This window comes from Reinekea sp. G2M2-21, assembly GCF_015687175.1.
Lineage (GTDB): Bacteria > Pseudomonadota > Gammaproteobacteria > Pseudomonadales > Natronospirillaceae > Reinekea.
Genome location: NZ_JADPQG010000003.1, coordinates 581,700 through 601,232, shown reverse-complemented (window position 1 = coordinate 601,232; position 19,533 = coordinate 581,700). Strand labels below are relative to the sequence as shown.

17 protein-coding genes are annotated in these 19,533 nt (G+C 52.8%); 11 read left to right on the top strand and 6 right to left on the bottom strand.

Annotation, left to right across the window (positions count from 1 at the left end; all coding sequences use genetic code 11):
- Nucleotides 1-115: 115 nt before the first annotated feature.
- The 9 genes from xdhA to IYN85_RS14855 all read left to right on the top strand — a co-directional run bounded on the left by xdhA (nt 116) and on the right by IYN85_RS14855 (nt 10,790).
- Nucleotides 116-1,564 carry a xanthine dehydrogenase small subunit gene (xdhA, locus tag IYN85_RS14895; protein ID WP_196159693.1) on the top strand — a complete coding sequence of 483 codons (1,449 nt, stop codon included), beginning with the start codon at nt 116-118 and terminating at the stop codon, nt 1,562-1,564.
- Nucleotides 1,551-3,905, top strand: a complete 2,355-nt coding sequence (gene xdhB, locus IYN85_RS14890; RefSeq protein WP_196159692.1) for a xanthine dehydrogenase molybdopterin binding subunit — start codon at nt 1,551-1,553, stop codon at nt 3,903-3,905. Before xdhA ends, xdhB begins: the two co-directional genes overlap by 14 nt.
- Nucleotides 3,895-4,782 (top strand): xanthine dehydrogenase accessory protein XdhC, encoded by an 888-nt coding sequence (gene xdhC, locus IYN85_RS14885; RefSeq protein ID WP_196159691.1) that lies wholly within the window; start codon nt 3,895-3,897, stop codon nt 4,780-4,782. Before xdhB ends, xdhC begins: the two co-directional genes overlap by 11 nt.
- Nucleotides 4,769-6,121: an allantoinase AllB gene (gene allB, locus IYN85_RS14880; protein WP_196159690.1), complete on the top strand. Its 1,353-nt coding sequence runs from the start codon at nt 4,769-4,771 to the stop codon at nt 6,119-6,121. The genes xdhC and allB overlap by 14 nt, the downstream gene beginning before the upstream one ends.
- Nucleotides 6,118-6,624: a 2-oxo-4-hydroxy-4-carboxy-5-ureidoimidazoline decarboxylase gene (uraD, locus tag IYN85_RS14875; protein WP_196159689.1), complete on the top strand. Its 507-nt coding sequence runs from the start codon at nt 6,118-6,120 to the stop codon at nt 6,622-6,624. The genes allB and uraD overlap by 4 nt, the downstream gene beginning before the upstream one ends.
- Before the next feature lies 1 nt (nt 6,625).
- A complete protein-coding gene (gene uraH, locus IYN85_RS14870; RefSeq protein WP_196159688.1) occupies nt 6,626-6,961 on the top strand; it encodes a hydroxyisourate hydrolase in 336 nt (111 codons plus the stop codon).
- Nucleotides 6,962-6,963: 2 nt separating this feature from the next.
- Entirely contained in the window at nt 6,964-8,265 is a 1,302-nt protein-coding gene (guaD, locus tag IYN85_RS14865; RefSeq protein ID WP_196159687.1) for a guanine deaminase, read from the top strand.
- Nucleotides 8,266-8,431: 166 nt separating this feature from the next.
- Nucleotides 8,432-9,622, top strand: coding sequence for a urate hydroxylase PuuD (locus IYN85_RS14860; RefSeq protein WP_196159686.1), 1,191 nt, complete (start codon nt 8,432-8,434; stop codon nt 9,620-9,622).
- A 685-nt stretch (nt 9,623-10,307) separates the two neighbouring features.
- Nucleotides 10,308-10,790: a GNAT family N-acetyltransferase gene (locus IYN85_RS14855; RefSeq protein WP_196159685.1), complete on the top strand. Its 483-nt coding sequence runs from the start codon at nt 10,308-10,310 to the stop codon at nt 10,788-10,790.
- A 16-nt stretch (nt 10,791-10,806) separates the two neighbouring features.
- On the opposite strand, the gene IYN85_RS14850 is transcribed toward IYN85_RS14855, so the two are convergent.
- From IYN85_RS14850 to IYN85_RS14830, 5 genes are read right to left on the bottom strand one after another with little or no spacing between them, the layout of a single operon-like run.
- The gene (locus IYN85_RS14850) at nt 10,807-12,081 is read right to left on the bottom strand and encodes a TolC family protein (protein ID WP_196159684.1); all 1,275 of its coding nucleotides are present in this window, start codon (nt 12,079-12,081) and stop codon (nt 10,807-10,809) included.
- Nucleotides 12,074-13,372 carry an ABC transporter permease gene (locus IYN85_RS14845; RefSeq protein ID WP_196159683.1) on the bottom strand — a complete coding sequence of 433 codons (1,299 nt, stop codon included), beginning with the start codon at nt 13,370-13,372 and terminating at the stop codon, nt 12,074-12,076. The genes IYN85_RS14850 and IYN85_RS14845 overlap by 8 nt, the downstream gene beginning before the upstream one ends.
- 10 nt (nt 13,373-13,382) lie before the next feature.
- Nucleotides 13,383-14,741, bottom strand: coding sequence for an ABC transporter permease (locus tag IYN85_RS14840; RefSeq protein ID WP_196159682.1), 1,359 nt, complete (start codon nt 14,739-14,741; stop codon nt 13,383-13,385).
- Nucleotides 14,738-15,412 carry an ABC transporter ATP-binding protein gene (locus tag IYN85_RS14835; protein ID WP_196159681.1) on the bottom strand — a complete coding sequence of 225 codons (675 nt, stop codon included), beginning with the start codon at nt 15,410-15,412 and terminating at the stop codon, nt 14,738-14,740. Before IYN85_RS14835 ends, IYN85_RS14840 begins: the two co-directional genes overlap by 4 nt.
- 2 nt (nt 15,413-15,414) lie before the next feature.
- The gene (locus tag IYN85_RS14830) at nt 15,415-16,710 is read right to left on the bottom strand and encodes an efflux RND transporter periplasmic adaptor subunit (protein ID WP_196159680.1); all 1,296 of its coding nucleotides are present in this window, start codon (nt 16,708-16,710) and stop codon (nt 15,415-15,417) included.
- A gap of 43 nt (nt 16,711-16,753) precedes the next feature.
- On the opposite strand from IYN85_RS14830, the gene IYN85_RS14825 reads away from it, so the two are divergent.
- Complete coding sequence (locus tag IYN85_RS14825; RefSeq protein WP_196159679.1) at nt 16,754-18,568, top strand: HAMP domain-containing sensor histidine kinase; 1,815 nt, start codon at nt 16,754-16,756, stop codon at nt 18,566-18,568.
- Nucleotides 18,558-19,250, top strand: a complete 693-nt coding sequence (locus tag IYN85_RS14820) for a response regulator transcription factor (RefSeq protein ID WP_196159678.1) — start codon at nt 18,558-18,560, stop codon at nt 19,248-19,250. The genes IYN85_RS14825 and IYN85_RS14820 overlap by 11 nt, the downstream gene beginning before the upstream one ends.
- Here the strand turns inward: IYN85_RS14820 and IYN85_RS14815 are convergent.
- Nucleotides 19,232-19,456, bottom strand: a complete 225-nt coding sequence (locus IYN85_RS14815; protein WP_196159677.1) for a YecH family protein — start codon at nt 19,454-19,456, stop codon at nt 19,232-19,234. The genes IYN85_RS14820 and IYN85_RS14815 overlap by 19 nt on opposite strands.
- Nucleotides 19,457-19,533 lie beyond the last annotated feature (77 nt).

Below are 19,533 nucleotides of genomic sequence, written 5' to 3'. Positions count from 1 at the left end.
ATAAAATGCAAGAAGCTAACCAACTTTAGAAAAATAAAGACAAAACAGAGAGAGTGGCCGGAAACATGCGAGATACAGGCATTGCGGTCGCCAAGAGTTTGGTAGAGGCAACAACGTGATTGAATTTTTAGTAAACCATACGCCCGTTGAGATTGATGACGTGGCACCGAATACGAGCGCACTGGATTGGCTGCGCACCAAAAGCGGGCTGACCGGCAGCAAAGAAGGTTGTGCGTCGGGCGATTGTGGTGCCTGCACGGTCATTGTTGGCGCAAGCACCGGTGACGGTGTGCGTTACCAAAGCATGAATGCCTGCTTATTAATGCTGGGAAATCTGCACGGTAAACATCTGATCACCGTCGATGCTCTGTCCGATATGTCGGCCACCACCGTTGAGCAGTTGCATCCGGTCCAGCGCGCGATGGTGGAATGCCACGGCTCGCAATGCGGTTTCTGCACACCCGGTTTTATTATGAGTATGTTCGGGTTATACCTGAACTACCGTGAATACCCGGGCCGTGCGACGGTGATTGAACAGCTTGGCGGTAACCTCTGTCGCTGTACCGGTTACCGGCCCATTTTGGAAGCCTGTCAGCACATGTATGAGTTCCCGCGTGTGGCGGATCCGTTTACCGAGGCTGCCGATCAGTTTTTTCAACGGCCATTAAACCCTGAACCTTGCCTAACTCATAACGGGCAACAATTTTTCCTGCCGCAATCTCTGCCGGATTTACTGGCGTTGAAAGACCAGTATCCGCAGGCAAAACTGCTCGCCGGCGGGACTGACCTGGCGTTGGAATTTACCCAACAACTGCGCGACTACGACACCCTCATTTCCGTAATTGAGGTCGCCGAACTGCAGCATATTCGCGACGACGAAACCGGGCTGACTTTGGGGGCCGCTGCCACCTATGCCGATCTGGTGCCGACGCTGTGCGCGCGTTACCCGGAAGCGAAAGAAATGTTTCATCGTCTGGGGTCGGCGCAAATCCGCAACGCAGGCACACTGGGCGGCAGTCTCGGCAATGCCTCACCCATTGGCGACCCGGCACCGTTGCTGATGGCACTGGATGCGCAATTAATTCTGGCCAATGCTCACGGTGAGCGTTCGGTTCCGGTCGGTGAATTTTTCCTGGCGTACCGTAAAACGGTCTTGGCGGACAACGAAGTTATTGTCGCGGTGCGTATTCCGCCGCGTCCGCCGTCGCTGACACTGGCGTGCTATAAAATTTCCAAACGTATGGAAGACGACATTTCCGCAGTGTTGCTTGCCATTGCCTTTGAACAGGTTGATGGGGTAATGCGAAACGTTAAAACCGGCTTTGGTGGTATGGCCGCAACCCCGGCTGCAGCACAGGATCTGGAGACGTTTTTAGACGGCAAACCTTTTACTGAGGCTGTCATGGAACAGGCAGGCGATGTGCTCGTGCACGCGTTCAACCCAATGACCGATGTCCGGGCATCACGTGATTACCGCCTAACGACGTGCCGGAACCTGTTGCAGCGCTTCTGGCTGGAACAATCGGAACAAACCATAACGAGGGTTTCCCATGCGGCACTTTGAAACCAAACTGAATCCGAACCAGCATAATGTCGTGGGCACATCGATCAAACATGACAGCGCCGTCGCGCAGGTTACCGGTCGTGCTCATTACGTCGACGACACCCCGGTGCCTGCCGATTGCCTGTATGCCTATCCGGTCATGTCGACTATCACCTGTGGTCGCATACAAAAGATCGACACGCGTGTAGCGCTCAATTGCCCCGGGGTGGTGAAAATTCTCAGCGCCGATGACATTCCGGGTAAAAAAGACATCGGCCCGATATTTCCCGGCGATGTTCTGCTCGCCGAACAGGACATCAGTTACCACGGTCAACCGATTTTATTGATGGTGGCAACGTCCTACGAGGTGGCGCGCAAAGCAGCGCGACTGGTGCAGGTTGAGTACCTGAAAGCCGATCCGCTGCTCGACATTCAACAGGCGATCGCCAGCAAAGATTGGGTGCGCCCGCCGCAGACTTTCGTGCGTGGTGATATCGACCAAGGTTTTGCCAGCGCGCCTCATAGGTTGCAGGGTGAATTGAGCATTGGTGGCCAGGAGCATTTTTACCTTGAAGGCCAGGTCGCACTGACCGCGCCGACCGACGATGGCGGTATTTTCGTCAAGAGTTCCACACAGCACCCGACCGAAGTGCAACACCTGGTCGCCGAAGTACTGGGCAAGCCCTTTAATGCGGTGACTGTGGAAATGCGTCGCATGGGCGGCGGTTTTGGTGGCAAGGAAACTCAAGCAGCGCCGTGGGCGGTACTCGCTGCATTAGCCACTTACCATACCGGCAAAGCCTGCAAAGTGCGTTTGGCGCGCGCGGATGATTTCCGCCTGACCGGCAAGCGGCACCCATTTTTTAACACCTATGACGTCGCCTTCGACGACAACGGTATCGTTAAAGCAGTCGACATGGTGTTGAATGGTTACTGTGGGTATTCCCCGGATTTATCGGACTCCATTGTCGACCGCGCCATGTTCCATGCCGATAACAGCTATTTTTATGAGAATGTGCGCATCACCGGGAACCGTTGCCGTGCTAATACCGTCAGCCATACGGCGTATCGTGGTTTCGGCGGACCGCAGGGCATGATCATGGCCGAAGCAATGATGGATGATATTGCCCGCTATCTCGGAAAAGACCCGCTCGATGTGCGCATGGCGAATCTCTATCAACCTGGGCGTGACGTCACGCCGTATCACCAACCGGTCGAGCAGTTCATTGTCGATGACATGATGCATCGGTTGATGGATCAGGCGCATTATCACCAACGGCGTAAAGCATTACGTGCCTTCAATACTAAATCGCCGGTGGTGAAGCGGGGCATTGCACTCACGCCGGTTAAGTTTGGAATTTCGTTTACCGCGCAGCATTTGAATCAGGCCGGGGCGTTAGTGCATGTTTATACCGACGGCTCCATCCACCTGAACCATGGCGGAACGGAAATGGGGCAAGGTCTGAACATCAAAGTCGCGCAAGTGGTGGCACAAGTCTTTGGTGTCGATGTCAGTCAGATAGGCATTTCGGCGACGCGTACCGACAAAGTGCCTAACACCTCGCCAACGGCAGCATCTTCCGGCAGCGATTTAAACGGGATGGCCGCACTCGATGCCGCGACTAAAATCAAACAACGCCTGATCGATTTTTTAGTGACGCAACATTCAGTCGACGCCGGTGATATTCATTTTATTAACGGAAAGGTCACCGTCGGCAAACAGCATTTCAGTTTTAAAGAAGTTGCAAACGCTGCCTACATGAACCGTATTTCCTTGTCGGCCAATGGCTATTATTCGACTCCGAAAATTCACTTCGATGCTGAAAAAGGCGCAGGTCGACCGTTCTTTTATTTTTCGCATGGAGTGGCGTTAACCGAAGTTGAATTGGATACGCTGACTGGGGAGAACAGCATCACCCGTGTGGATATTCTGCACGACGTTGGACATTCGTTGAATCCGGCCATCGACATCGGCCAGATCGAAGGGGGTTTCATTCAGGGCATGGGTTGGTTAACCACCGAAGACCTGCAATGGAACGCCGCCGGCGAACTGACCAGCTTTGGTCCGGCAACCTATAAAATTCCGGCCATTGGCGATACTCCGGCGGAATTCAACGTACAGTTGTTTGATTCAGAAAACCCAGAGTTCACCGTTTTCCGATCCAAAGCCGTCGGTGAACCACCGTTCATGCTGGCCAACAGTGTCTGGTGCGCGCTGCGAGATGCTCTCGCCAGCGTCACCGATTATCGTTTCGCGCCGCAACTGAATACCCCCGCAACCCCTGAGCGATTGCTGAACGCCGTCACGCAAGCGCAACAATGGCTGCGCCAACATCATGAGGAGGTGAACCATGCTGAATAAAGATCATGCCGGGTTTCATCCACAACGTTGGTCGGAAGCCGTGCATCAATTGAGCGCCGGGCAAACCGATTACGTGTTGGTGACACTGATGGGTACCGCCGGTTCCGTGCCGCGCGCAGCCGGGACCAAAATGGTGGTCACCGCGGATTCGATATACGACACCGTGGGCGGCGGGCATCTGGAATTTCTGATTATCGAAACCGCTCGTGCAATGCTCAGCGGACAGGGTGATGCGCAGCGACTGGAGCATTTTCCGCTGGGTGCCAGCCTCGGGCAATGTTGTGGCGGATCAGTGAGTGTTCTGTTTGAGCGCATGACGCACGATGCGCTGGCGATCGATGTTTTTGGTGCCGGGCATGTCGCCAGTCAACTGATCCCGCTGTTGGGGCAGCTGCCGGTCACGGTACGCTGGATCGACAGCCGCGCTGAATTATTTCCCGCTCAGTTGCCACAGAATGTCACGGTGGTTATTGACGATGAACCCGAGCAACAGGTTCGGCATGCGTTACCCGGTACCGCCTTTATTGTGTTGACGCACAACCATCAGTTGGATTTCGCGCTGACTGAAAAGATTCTTAAGCGAGACGATGCGGCGTTTCTCGGTGTAATCGGTTCGCAGACCAAAGCGAAACGATTCCGTCTGCGCTTGCAGCACAAACAGTTTTCACCTGAGCGTATTGAGTTCATGACCTGCCCGGTCGGTTTACCAAGTGTGACCGGCAAGCTGCCCATGGAAGTGGCGGTCTCGATTTGTGGTCAGCTGATTGCTTTGTATCAACAGGGCGCGCACAAACGTTTGCGACAGGGTTTGCCATGGAAAACTTTGAAAACAGAATTGCAGACAGTGGAGACCAACGTTGAATATGATGATGTTTAAAAGCCAGCGAGTGATCACGCCAGAAGGCGAACGCGCTGCCAGTGTCATTGTTGGTGATGGGCAGATTGTTGCCATAGAGGCGTACGACTTTCACGCCGATGATATTCCGGTGGTTGACTATCAGCAACGCGTATTGATGCCAGGCATTGTCGACAGTCATGTACACATTAATGAGCCCGGCCGAACCGATTGGGAAGGTTTTGACACCGCCACGCACGCCGCCGCAGCCGGTGGCATTACGACGGTCGTGGACATGCCTCTGAACTGTATCCCGGTAACCATTACGGCGCAGGCATTGCAGGAAAAACTGGCGGTGCTGGACGACAAACTCTGGATCGACGCCGGCTTTTGGGGTGGCGCCACCGCCGATAACCTCGGTGAGTTGCCAGACCTGTTGGACGCCGGGGTATTGGGCGTCAAGTCCTTTACCATTCACTCCGGCATCGATGAATTTCAGTTCGTTAATGAAACGCAACTAACCGATGCCATGCGTGAACTGGCGAAACGCGGCATGCCGCACCTGGTGCATGCTGAGCTGGATCATGCGCACAGCGAGCCGATGTCCATCGCGTCAAGCTACCAGAGTTTCCTGAAAACCCGCCCACCCGCCTGGGAGAATGACGCCATTGCCATGGTGATCCGGGTTATGAAAACGCTGATTGCTGAAGGACTGCAACCGCACGCACACATTGTTCACCTGAGTTCAGCCGAAGCGTTACCCATGATCCAGCAGGCGCGCGCCGACGGGTTGAATCTGACCGTGGAAACCTGCCCACATTATCTTGTGTTAGAGGCCGAAACTATTCCCGATGGGCAAGCGACGTACAAGTGTTGCCCGCCGATCCGCGAAAAATCGAATCAGGATTTGCTCTGGCAGGCGTTGCTCGATGGCACGATCGATTGTGTGGTGTCCGATCACAGCCCCTGTACACCACAGCTGAAAAACATCGATAGCGGCGACCTGGAAAAAGCTTGGGGTGGCATATCCGGTTTGCAGTTTGGTTTGCCGTTGTTGTGGACACACGCTCAGGACAAAGGCATGAGCTTAACGCAATTAATCGAGTTAATGTCTGCACGGCCTGCCCGGTTAACCGGGTTGACGAACAAGGGCAGTATCGCCATCGGCCAGCAAGCAGACTTTTGTGTTTTCGATCCCGACGGCCAGTTCACGGTAACACCGGAGATTATTCATCACCGTCACAAAATTTCGCCCTATGTGGGAAAAACATTACAGGGCGTCGTGGTGGCGACGCTGTTAGCCGGACAAACCATTTATCAGCAGGGCGAATTCGTCGGTTCGGCGCGCGGGCGGGCGTTATTGAAAGAGGCCGTGCAATGACGTTGACTGAATTGAATACTTTGCATGAGGACCAAGCGCGTGTTCAATTGGCAACGTGCTGCGTCGCGAACGGGTGGTTGGATGGGGTATTGGCCGAACGACCCTTTGATAATACGCAAGCCTTATTAGACAGTGCCGATGCGGTTTGGCAGCGCGCAACACAGAGCGATATTCTGGAAGCCTTTGAAGGTCACCCTCGTATTGGTGATGTCTCCACGCTGAAGAAAAAGTTCGCCCATACCGCCAGTCTTGCCGGGCATGAGCAATCCGGTATGAGCGCGGCAGACGATGCCGTGCTGCAGCGCATGGCTGAACTCAACGATGCCTACTACGCTAAGTTTGGCTACATCTTTATTGTCTGCGCAACCGGTAAAAGTGCGACCGAAATGCTGGCATTACTCGAAGCGCGCTTGCCGAATGATCCGGCAACTGAGTTGCGCATAGCCGCAGCAGAACAGGGTAAAATCACCCGGTTGCGATTACAGAAACTCGTGAGCGAATAACATGACTAAAAGTTTGATTACCACGCATATTCTCGACACCGCACTGGGAAAACCCGCTGCTGGCGTGCCGGTAACGCTGTCGCGACTTGACGACGATAACTGGACGCCTCTGGCACAGGGCACGACGGACGCGGATGGCCGCATCATGCAATGGTCGATACCCGATGCCGACTTGCCCTATGCGACTTACAAGTTAACCTTTGACATTGAATCTTATTTCGGTGATCAGAGTTTCTATCCGTTCGCGGATATAGTGTTCGCGCGACGTGATGATCGCCATCATCACATCCCGCTGTTATTGACGCCATTTGGCTATTCCACCTATCGAGGCAGTTAAGTTTGAGTAAGAAAATTATTATCGGTGACCTGTTGGATTTTCTGGATGATCCTGCACACGCAGGCGAGTCTGCGGTGCGCTACGTTGAGCAGGGTGCGCTGTTGATTGAAAACGGCAAGATCACCCAACGTGGCAGCAAAGAGGAGGCGTTGGCGCTGGCTGCGAAGTCCCCTGATATTGACCTCGTGCAATACGACAATAAGCTGATCATTCCCGGAATGATCGACACACACGTGCATTACCCACAAACGGAAATGATTGCCGCCTATGGCGAACAGTTGCTGACCTGGCTCACTGAACATGCTTTCCCAACGGAAAAACAGTTCGCCGACAAAGCTCATGGTTCGATGGTCGCCGATGTTTTTCTCTCCGAATTACTAAAAAACGGCACCACCACCGCGTTGGTGTTCGGTACCGTGCACCCGCAATCGGTCGATGCGTTTTTTGAGGTCGCCCAGCAAAAAGGTTTGCGCATGATCTGTGGCAAAGTGATGATGGATCGCAACTGTCCCGATGATCTGCAGGATACCGCCGCCAGCGGCTATGCCGACTCTAAAGCTTTAATTGAAAAATGGCATGGTGTGGATCGTCTCAGCTACGCCGTCACGCCACGTTTCGCGCCCACGTCAACACCGGAACAATTGCAGGCCTGTAAGAAATTATTAGACGAATACGAGGATGTGTACATGCACACCCATGTATCGGAAAACGTCGACGAATGTGCCTGGGTTAAAGAACTGTTCCCGGAATCCAAAGATTATGTCGGCGTGTACGAAGACGCTGGCTTGCTGCGCAAGCGCAGTGTGTTGGCGCACGGCATCCATTTCAATGAACGGGAATTGTGTTGTGTGGCGGATAACGACACCGCGATTGCGCATTGTCCAACCTCCAACCTGTTTATTGGCTCGGGTCTGTTTAATATTCAGCAGATGCGTGAACACAATATTAAGGTCGGTATGGGCACCGATGTTGGCGGCGGCTCCAGTTTCTCATTACTGAAAACCTACAATGAAGCCTACAAAGTTCAGCAGTTGCAGAACAACAAACTGTCGGCCTTCGAAGGGCTGTACCTGAACACCTTGGGTGGCGCACGCGCACTGGATTTGGAAGGCATTATCGGCCAATTGGAAGTGGGCTGCGAAGCAGACATTGCCGTGCTCGACTACGCCGGTACGCCTTTCATGGACTTCCGATTGCAGCGTTGCAAGGGCATTCATGAAAAGCTGTTTGCCCTGATGATGTTGGGTGATGATCGCAGTGTGTTCGCGACGTACGCAAATGGCGAGAAGGTTCATCAACGTTAATACCGTACGGCATTGCCGGGAACGTCCGAAAGGAAGCGGTGCGCCGATGCACCGCTGATGCAAAACATGCCAGACGGCGCGGTCTAGTCGCCGCGCTGATAAAACCAAAAATATAAACTGATACGCAAAAAACGAAAAACTAAAAAAGCAGAGAGAGTCACTCATCATGATCAGTTATTTCCTTGAGGTTGCGCACCTGGTGTTGCGTTACTTCCATGTGATTGCCGGCATCGCCTGGATCGGCGCATCCTTTTATTTTATCTGGCTGGATAACAACCTGCAGGAACCACCACAATGGAAAAAAGACAAAGGCATTAAGGGTGACTTATGGGCTGTCCATGGCGGGGGTTTTTACGAAGTCGCCAAGTACGCCCTGGGGCCGGAGCAGATGCCAACCACTTTGCATTGGTTCAAATGGGAAGCCTACACGACGTTCATCACCGGCGCTTTGCTACTCAGCCTGCTCTATTACATTGGTGCCGATGCTTATTTGCTCGACCCAGGTAAATCTGCACTCACCGCGCTGCCTGCCATTGGTCTGTCCATCGCCAGTATCGTGATTGGATTTGCCGTGTATGAATTGTTATGTCGGACGAAGCTGGTCGAAAATGGTTTGGCGTTTGCGGCGGTTATCACCGCTTTGCTGGCACTCTGGACCTGGGGGCTGGATCAATTTCTGTCGGATCGGGCGGCCTATATTCATGTGGGCGCGTTAATCGGTACCTGTATGGCCGCCAATGTCTTCACCACCATTATTCCGGGGCAGCGTTATATGGTGAGTGAAATTGCCGCCGGTCGTGTACCGGACAGCAAACCCGGCTTGCTGGGTAAGCAACGTTCTGTGCATAACAACTACGCTACCATGCCCGTAATTTTCATCATGCTCAGTAATCACTTTTCGTTTACCTACGCACACCCTTACGGCTGGTTGGTGTTGGTAGCGTTGTTTGTGAACGGCATGTGGATCCGTCACTACTTCAACTTAAAACATCAGGGCGTTAAAAAGCCGCAGGTTTTAATTTCAGGACTGATCGCCTTCTTTGCCATCATGCTGGTCATCGCGCCCTGGGATGCCATCGCTGCTCAGAAAAACAGCGCGGGCATTGACGTAAGCGACGAGCAAGGCATGGCGATTATCGAAAGCCGTTGTACTTCGTGTCATGCGATAAACCCCAGCTCAGAAATGTTCACCACCGCACCGGGCGGTCTCGTTTTAGAGACAGCAGAACAAACCAAGGCAGCACAAGCGAAAATCCTTCAACGCGCGGTGGTCGCAAAAGATATGCCATTGGGGAACTTAACGCAGATGACAGAAGAAGAGCGACTGCTGTTAAGTGCTTGGTTGATGGACAAATAAGTCGAAAGCTATTAGCTGCTCTTTACGATTTATGCAAAACTCAACGCACTTGATGGCGTTGAGCGAGCATGATTCAGCGGGGAAGATTCGTTACTCTGTTCATGGGTGGTTGCTTTTTTCCAAGGGGCGATCCCCTTGAACCCCCTTTGTCGCCCGCTTTGGTTTTCTGCCAAGCCGGACACTTTCTTCGAACGGTCGCTTGAGCGTGCATCCATGCACGCGTGGCGCTTGCAAGGGCATCCTGCCCTTGCATCCCTTGCGATGTGTCAGTCATGTCAGCCAAAGCAGATGCGATGGTTGTGTTATTTACGCCAGCCCTAGGTTTTTGGGATTTGGAGGTTGGTTCTATTTGTTGAGAAAGCTACTCAACTCTCTGTTTTCCCACCTTTCAAACGACCATTGGAAACAATGTACGTCTTACAGTTTGTTCAAACAGGGATGCCTGTACTAGTGAGCTGGCCGAGCCCGAATCGTCGGGACGGTTTGACCCTTGACGGCGAAAACCTCCCAATGGAACCAAGTCGAAAAAATGCAGCATATGCCGAAGATAAAACAATTACTGCTTAAGTAAGTAGCATTCGGGCTAGCCACCTTAAAACGGCTGAATCTTGTGTGATTTTTGAGGTTCCTTTCTATGTTGCGGTTGGTTTATAGTGCGATCTACACTCAATGAAACGCTAAGACAATGAGATTTCGTTTTATACCCAAAGCCGATACGCCTGAAATATGTTCTTTCTTTGCCGAGCATTGGGGTGATACGTTCATGGTTACACAGGGCAAGGTACGTCAGTTGAGTGAGTTGTCAGCCATTGTGGCAGAGGAAGACCGGCAATTGGTTGGCTTGGTGACTTTTACGATCACGCCAGAGTATTGCGAGATCGTTTCGCTTGATGCTGTTGTGCCGGACCAGGGAATTGGCACTGCGCTTCTTGATCAATGCTTGTCCCAACTCTTGCCTCACTCAAATCCGATTGTTCTGTTTACGACTAACGATAACCTCAATGCATTGAATTTCTATATGAAAAGGGGGTTTCGTTTGCATCGTGTTCATCACGGAGCGGTGGCATTGGCCCGGAAGATTAAACCCAGCATTCCTTTGCTGAGTGAACAGGGTTTGCCCATCGAAGATGAGATCGAACTGCGCTATACCGGTCAATCCATTTGCTGAACTACTGATGAAAAAGTTACCGCCATAACATCGCCAAATTATTCTGTGCTAAGTACACCTCCATCAATGCCTCGAACACCCACTGGTCTGCTTGATTTTTTAAGTAGTTCTGTTGATCAACTTGCAGAAGCGTACGGTCTCCCTGCTGTTGCAATAAGATCATTTCCTGCCAATCTTGCTCGGCAAGCGCAGCTTCCAATTGCCGGGCGGTAAGTGCGCTTTCACTTAGGGCAAGTTTCTGTGTTAACAGCTGGTACTGTTGCTGTAATTGGTCGCGCTGTTGGGCAAGCTCCATTGTTTTTAACGCCAGTTCCTGATCGAGGTCGGTCAGGGTATCGGCACCGAATTGGCTGCGGCTGAAACTCAGACTGACACCCAGTTTTACGGCGTTGTCATCAATATCGTATTCGCCGGTAAGACGCACATCTGGGTTGTAGACATGAATATCTGCCATATCACTCGTTAACGTTTGCTGTTGCAGCAAAAGTTGCTCGATGTTTTTAGACTGAATTGTTTCCACGGATAGTGTCGCTAATTGCTTCGAGCGCTGAGAAATCAGTTTGGTGAGCGTTTCAACGTTAATGTCCGGGACCACCACGTCAGTACCGACGAGTACCTGCAACGCTTGTTGAGAATCCAACAGGGAGAGCTGCGCGGCGTATACCGCCTGTTGTGCGCTGACGCGTTGCTGGGTAGCCTCGGCAACATCGCTGGCACTGGCCATACCCTGTTGCAGTAAACTGCGTTTGGACTGTTCCTGCGCGGCGGTTAATGTCGCATTCTGTTCTGTCAGGTTTAACGTTTGTTCAGCCTTGATGACCGCTAACACCACTTGCTCAACATTGTTAACCAAAGTGAGTTGGTCATAGGCCAGTGTTAGTTTTGCCTGTTGCAATTGTTCACGTTCGCTGGCACTGACAAAGTCATCTGCAAACGGGCTGTAACTGAATGAGACAGACGATTGTTGGTTACTGTCGATTTGCGCACTGACAGATAAGGTTGACGTCAACGCCACATCCCCTTTTACAGTGACCACGGTGGTGGCCGGCAAATCCTGTTGCAGATTTTTCTGTGTCAGCGCGCTGGTGCTGATGCTGGCACGGTCCAACAAATCACTTTGCAGAGCGTCCGCTCGTTGTGACAATGTCCAATCATCGGTCTTGAGTGTCAGACTATTGGTTATCGCCTGTTGCTGAATCTCTGACAGTGGCAGTCGGTCCAGATCAACGGCAAAGGCAGATCCAACACAAAGCAACAGGGTCGCGGAAAGTAGAGTTACGACATTACGCATCTCGCAAACCCTCCGCGATCGGGCGTTTCGCCAAGCTTATTAAAGGCAGCACCCCAAAGACACCGCCAAACAACAACGCGGAGCAGACGCCCACCCCGATTGCGATCGGTTGAATCAATGAATCACCCAACTCGCTGGCTTCCAGCCCGTTGAAAACCGCCGCAACCATGTCGGTCAATGGGGCAGCAAAGAAGTAAGCCAGGGCGATACCGATCATTGCACTGATGCCGCTGAGGACGAGCGATTGCATAAAGAATTTCTGAACGATTGCGGGTATTGATGCACCGAGGGCACGCTCGAGAGAAATGGCGCGTCGTTTACCGAGTATCTCCACCAACATAATACTGAGAATTCCGATTGCGCCGGACACCAGCAAAATGAACCCGAGCAGGTTAATCACCAAAGTAAAACTCTGAACGCTATCGCGGGTGTCCTGAAGTGTGGTGGAGGGGGATTGCATAGTGCCTTCCCATATATTCAGGGAAATATCGTCACCGTATTCCAGAGTTAATACATCGCGGATCTGTGCGTCTGCGTTATCGTTGTCAGCCACCTTTACGACGAAGGTACTGGCGATAAATTCCAGCATGCGGCTAACGTTACCGTCACCCCCCTGAAAAGCAGCCGTATAAGGCACGATAATATCGGCAATACCATAGGCTGTACGCTTAAGTTCATCGGCGTCTTCGTATACACCGGCGATGGTATAAAGTGTGGGTGCCTGCGTTGCATTGTTGTTACGCGGACCAAAGGTACGGGCAGGAGTTTGTACCTGTTGATCGATGGCGCTGTCGGCAGAGCCAAACAACAGAATGGCGGTACTCTCAGACAACCACATTTTTTTGCTGCCGTTGTCGACGTCCGATTCGCTCATCGACAGTCCAGAAAGCAAGTCGAGGTCCATTACGTCCAGATACGCTTCGCTCGTGCCCACCACGGTGCGCAGTTGATATTTCTGACCGTGCGTGGTGACCTGATTAAACGGCGTCGGCATCAGTACCGCTGCTTCCGTGGCGCCAGAAACGCCTGCGGTCACCAGGTTGGAAGCCTGCATATCGAGTTGCGCCGGGCGGACGCGTTCGTATGTGCCGTCGGCTTGCAGCTCGGTATTGCTGACGGTATAGACCACACCTTCGGCGTTCACTTTGGTGTCCAATAACTGGGTAAACAGGGTGGAGATACTCAGCGCGAAAATCAGAATACCCACGCCAATGCCGAGTGATAAAAAAGTAATGAGCGATTTAAACGGATTGTTCCGCAAGTTTTCGAGAGTTTCAAAAAAAACATTCATGGTTCAGCTCCTATTCCACTCGGATTGCAACGGCGGGTGGAATGCGCGCCGCGTAAACGGCCGGTACCAGGGTAAATAACAGGGCAATGCCCGCAGCGGCCAACATGCCGAGTACGATTGCGTACACAGGTAACGCGCCATCGGTGCCGGACTGCATCAGTAACACAGAAAAACCGAACGCAATCGCCATACCCGCAAGTGCCCCCAGGCTGACCACGACACCGCTTTCACCCAAAAATAAATTGAAGATATGCCGGCGCGAAGCTCCCAGCGCCATTAAAATACCAACCTGCTTGCGTCGACGAATGGCTCGCGAATACAAAATGTTGGAAACATTCACATTGGCGATTAACAAACCGGCTAAGGCCAGAATCAGTGTCATCAATGCGGTTTTTTCTTTGCGATCGATCGCCTGTTCAACTGCCGAGCGAGGTACGCTGGTGGCGGTATTGCCCACGCCGTATGTCGTATCGAACCAGCTGCTTAACTGCTCGGCGGCAGCGTTGAGTTTGCTCGCGTCATTCACAGCAAAATGTAACGTTGTGTTGTTGCCACCACCGGGTCCTCGGAAGGCCAAAGCCCCCGTGTTGTCCTGCGCCAATCGCGATGGCATAAACACCATGGCGTCCAGGGTCGTGCCCGTGGGTTGTAACGTTCCAATGATGGTGTAAATGTTGGTAAAGGACGCCAGTTGGCGATTCAGATTTTCACCATCGGCAAATAAAGTTTTTGCCAGTTCAGCACCCAACACCACCACTTTGTTACCCTGAAGCAAGTCGGCTTCCGTGAATAAACTGCCGTCAGCAATGGTCAGGTTCATCGCTGGAAAATAGTCGGTGGTGACTGAATAACCGGACACTTCATCGAGTTGCGGCTGAGGGCCTTCCACGGTCGCAAACTCCAACGGCGGACGTTCGTTAAATGCGGCGTTTTCGGTGCTGACGTCAGCTGCCGCCGAGTTCGGATTGCTGTTTGTGTCACTCGTCTCTGGTGGTGCATCCGGTGGTGCGAAATTGATATCGCTGGTGTTAAAGCGTAAACGGGTGCGTTCGGCCAGGTAGGCGAATTCAATGTCTGGCGACAATTGCGCCGCCTCCAGATCATCAATCGATAACGTCACGGTCTCATCCTGAGTTAACACCACCGGTGTGGTCATCTGATCAGACGATTCGCGGCTGGAGACCACAATTTCGCGGTATTCCGGCAACTGCAACAAAGCGTCACCGTCGACACGCGCTTTCTCGACCATGGCCAATCCAGAGGTGGTTGCACCAATGGCAATGGCCAAACCGAGTACCAGTAACAGAGACTCTAACGGGTGCGCCCACAGCATGCGCAGACTGAGCGTCCAGTCTTCACGTGTTTTCATCGGCGGACCTCACTGTGCAGTAAACCATCCTGAATATTGATGACACGCTGGGCCATGTCGCCCTGCGCGTCGTTGTGCGTGACCATCACGATGGTGGTGCCGCTGCGGTGCAATTCCGTCAGAATGTCGAGAATTTCCTGACCCTTGTCGGTTGGTAAGTTGCCCGTTGGTTCGTCGGCCAGTATCAGGTTGGGTTGGTTACTGAGTGCACGGGCAATGGCCACACGTTGCTGTTCACCACCAGAAAGCATGGTCGGTAAATGCGTCATGCGATGCGACAGCTCAACGCGGTCAAGCAGCTCTGCTGCACGCTGTTTGCGTTCGGCAAAACCGATACCGGCGTAGCTCATGGGCAACATCACGTTTTCGATCGCAGATAATTCCGGGAACAGGTTGAAACTCTGAAAGATAAAACCAAAGTGCCGGTTGCGGATGCGCGCCTGTTCTTTATCGGGCAGGCTGGTGATGTTGTGTCCTTCCAGAAAGTAAGCGCCACTGCTGGCATTATCCAGGATGCCCAGAATATTCATCAGGGTCGATTTGCCGGAACCGGATGGTCCCATGATGGCAACAAACTCACCCTGTTCAATGGTGAAGGAAATGTCATCCAGAGCGCTGACATTGGTGCCGCCCAGGTCGTATTTTTTGGCAATGTTTTCTAAGCGGATCATGATTATTCCCCAGCTAAAGTGATGTTGGTTTCATTGATGAAGTTTTGATAGCCGGAGGTGATGACGGTGTCGCCCGCACTCAGGCCAGACAGGATCTGGACGGTGTTACCTTCGATACTGCCGATTTTTACACTGACTTTTTCAGCGCGATTGCCGATGACGCGGTACACGTATTTTTGTCCGCCGGTGGTCAGGTAGGAGCCTCGTGGCAAGGTCAGTACATCCGGCTGTGTGCCAAGCGTGAAGACGCCCACCGCGGTGCTGCCCAACAGATAATTCGCGCTGCTGTCGTTTGGTGTCACATCGACATCGATGGTGGCACCGAGACCGTCCGATGAAGTTTGAGCCACCTTACCAATCGCACTGATGGTACCGGTGGTCCAACTGGAGCCGACGTTGATTTCAACCGGGTCCTGCATCGAAATTAACGAGGAATACTCTTCGGCCAATGCCAGATTGAAGACCACACTGCTCGGGTCGGCGATGGTGAACAGTTCTGCATTCATCTCAATCGCGCTGCCGGGCACCGACAGTTCACTGGCGATACTCAGAACTTCGCCAGCCATCGGGCTCTTAATGCGGGTGGCCTCTTTGTCGGCCAGCGCGCGCGTTAATTTCAGTTCAATGGTGTCGACATTGGCTTCACTGGCGGCGAGATCGTATGCCTGTAATTGCTGGTTTCGCTCGTTGCTGCGCAACGTTTCGGCCAGTTCACGTTGCTTGTCGGCCAGTTCTTCCTGTTTGGTTTCCAGATCGGTCACCGGCAAACTGTTCAGTGCAACCAGCTGCTCGTACTTGGTCACGGTTTTGCTCAGTGTTTCAATGTCCGATTTCAGCTGCACAATCTGATCGGCATGATTTTCGTTTTCGATTACCTGCGTCAACGTTAAGCGCTGCAGCGATAGTTTTGCGCTGTCCATGCTGGCGCGTAGGTCTTCAATGGTTTCATCCAGGTCCGGTACGGTCAGTTCGGCCAGTACATCGCCTTTGCTCACTGTGTCACCGACCGCGACCAACAATTGGTCGGCGTAGCTTTCCTGCGGGTTGGTTAGCACCATCTGGCGTGGAATCTGCGTGGTGCCGCTGGCCTGTTCGGTTTGCACCAGGTCCGTTAAGGTCACAACGGCGGTGTCGTAGTCGGTCAGCACATAGCCCGTATCGCGGGGAATCAGCGTGTAATAAGCGGCCCCGCCCGCAATGGCGAGTGCCGCAATTACGGTCATGGCCAACTGGCTTTGCTTTTTCGCCCCGGCACTGCGTGCCGGTTTGACACTGTCGGTATTCACAATGGCAGTCATAGTGGGTTGTCCTGTTTGGTTCGGAAAAATGGTCAGAAAATGCATGACACCACTATATCCGCGCGGTTATTGCGCTGGGTTAAGCCGGGGTAAACGCTATGTTAAATTTGTAAAAAGTGACGCAAAGGGGCTCGGGGCACGTGGCGAAGCAGGCTACACTGAAGGCATGAAAACGAAATCGACTTTGATGAAACACATCGCGCCTCGTCTGACATCCGCCAATGGTTGGTTCCTGCTGCTGGTATCCGTCGTGTTACTGGTGCTGGCGTTGTTAGTGCGGCAACAGATCAACTGGTTGAACCAAGCCTCAGCCAGTGCGTTGTTGTCTGGGCAGAAAGAGTTGGCGCTGACCCTCACCCAAGGCATAGACACCATCCGCAATGAACTGCAAGCCGTTTATCGGGATATTGAAGCCGGACAAACCCAAAGTGATCTTGTTGAAGAGGTATTGTTGATTCCGGTGTCGAAACAATGGCCGGAGTATCCAACAACCGATGCCCGCCACACTTGGGTGGAGACCTTTAAGGCCGTCACCCCGGACCGCAGTGGTCCCTTTGATCTGGAACGACTCTTTGGCAGGCAGCGTACCGCCAATCAGTTTCTGCTGATCAGCGGTCATCGCAGTGAGGCTGACAGCGTGAACTTGGAAATCCGAATAGTCACGCTGGATCTGACTAAGCTGACCAAAACACTGTTGCAACCGGCTCTGGCCGAAACGCTGTTGAATTACGATTACCGCATTGCCTATGGCAACACCGTGTTGCTGCAGGTCGGAATTATTCCCGATACTCAGGCGCCGGAATTGACCTTGCCCTTAACCCGGCTTATGCAAATACCGGTGGCGGAACGACGGCAACGACCCGGTAACGACGACAACGCGAATCCGCGTTCTCAATTCGATCGTGATTTTGCTTGGTTGTTCGACGGAATCCTCAATGCCATTCAGCAAACTGAAACGACCATCGCAGATACCGACATCGCGCTCACGGTTTACTCACCAAAAGGTGCGTTGACCGAACAAATAGCGTTTCAGAAATGGCGGAACAGTGTGTTTTCGATTTTGGTGTTGGGGTTGTTGACTGTCACGGTTCTGCTCTTGGTCGGCATGACCCGTCGCATGCGCGCACAGCAACAACGGGAGCGGGATTTTATTGCGACCATCAGCCATGAATTGCGTACGCCGCTTACGGTGATCCGTTCCGCCGCAGACAACTTAAAAGACGGCATGGTCACCTCGCCCGAAAGCATTACTCGCTACGGTTTGGAGATCAGCAAGCAGAGTAAGCGCCTGTCGCGCATGATCGACACCACCTTAACTTTTTCCGGATTGCCGGGCCGAGACAGCCAGCAATTGGAAACGGTCCAAGGCAGTGCGTTTTTTGAGGAGTTGTTTTCACCTCTCGTGCAACTGGCCAGCGAACAGAACGTGACCTGTCATCTGGCCATACAACACCTCGACTACTCCATGAATATCGATGTCGATGCGGTTCGGGTTATTGCCCAGAACCTGCTGATGAATGCGCTGATTCACGCCAAACCGAAAACTGGACCGGCACATGTTTGGATTCAGGTCGATGTGCCGTCGTCAGATACGTTGCGACTGCGTGTCGCCGATAACGGACCCGGCATTGCCAAAAAAGAACAGCGCAAGGTGTTTGCGCCATTTGTGCGCGGTGCGCGCAGCGAACAAGAGCAATTGCCGGGCACCGGGCTGGGCTTGAGTCTGGTGCAGCGAACCGCTGCCATACTGAATGGCTCTGTCACCTTGCAGAGCCCTTATCAAAGCGATACCGGGCCAACCGAACAAGGTTGCTGTTTTACCGTGGAACTGCCGTTGGAGATTGTTGATGAACGCTGATGTTCTGTTCATTGAAGATGATGAGGGGATAGCCTTTATGGTGCAGGACCGTCTGCTGGCCGAAGGTTGTCGGGTCACACATTGTGCGGACGGGCTGCAAGGTGAGAAAGCCGCGCGCGAAGGCGCATTCGATATTATCCTGCTCGACGTGATGTTACCCGGCAAAGACGGTTTTCAGATTTGCCAGTCGCTGCGAGAAGCGAAAGTAAGGTCGCCCATTCTGATGCTGACAGCGCGCACCACCAATATTGATACCATCATGGGCTTGAAACTGGGGGCGGATGATTACCTGACCAAACCCTTTGACATGCAGATCCTGCTTGCTCGTATGGAAGCCTTGCTGCGCAGAGCGGGTGAACACTCAATTAATAAAAGCGCCGCACCTGAGCAACACCACTTTGGTGACTTCATCCTGAACGATACCACCGGAGAGCTGACCCGCGGAGAGCAGGTGGTGAGCCTGAACGCGCAGGAGTACCGCTTGCTGTCTTTCTTTGTGCACCACCCGGATCGTGTTTTCAGTCGCGACGAACTGCTCAACGAAGTATGGGGTATCGAATCCGACGTCAGCACCCGAACCGTGGATGTGCACGTGGCCTGGTTGCGTAAAAAAATCGGCGATGTGCCGGTGGCCAAGCATCTGTTCACGTTACGCAATCGTGGTTATAAATTTGTTTGCTGATCATCGGGTGTTTCCTGCGGTGTAAACTTGCCACGTTGAATTAAAAACTGGACCGCCTCACCGGCGGTCATACCCTCATTGGCGCAGGAATGAAAACGCATTTCTTCCCCGAACGTCCCGATGATCGTCTGCTCCAACGATTCGCGGCTGTGTGGTCCCGGATGGTTAGCCAGCACAGTTAAAATATCATGAACGTGCGTTTGCATGATGGCGCTTTCCCTGTTTTGAAATGTCACTATTGCAGCGCAATGCAAACCGATTTACCTTGAGAACAGTCAAGCGA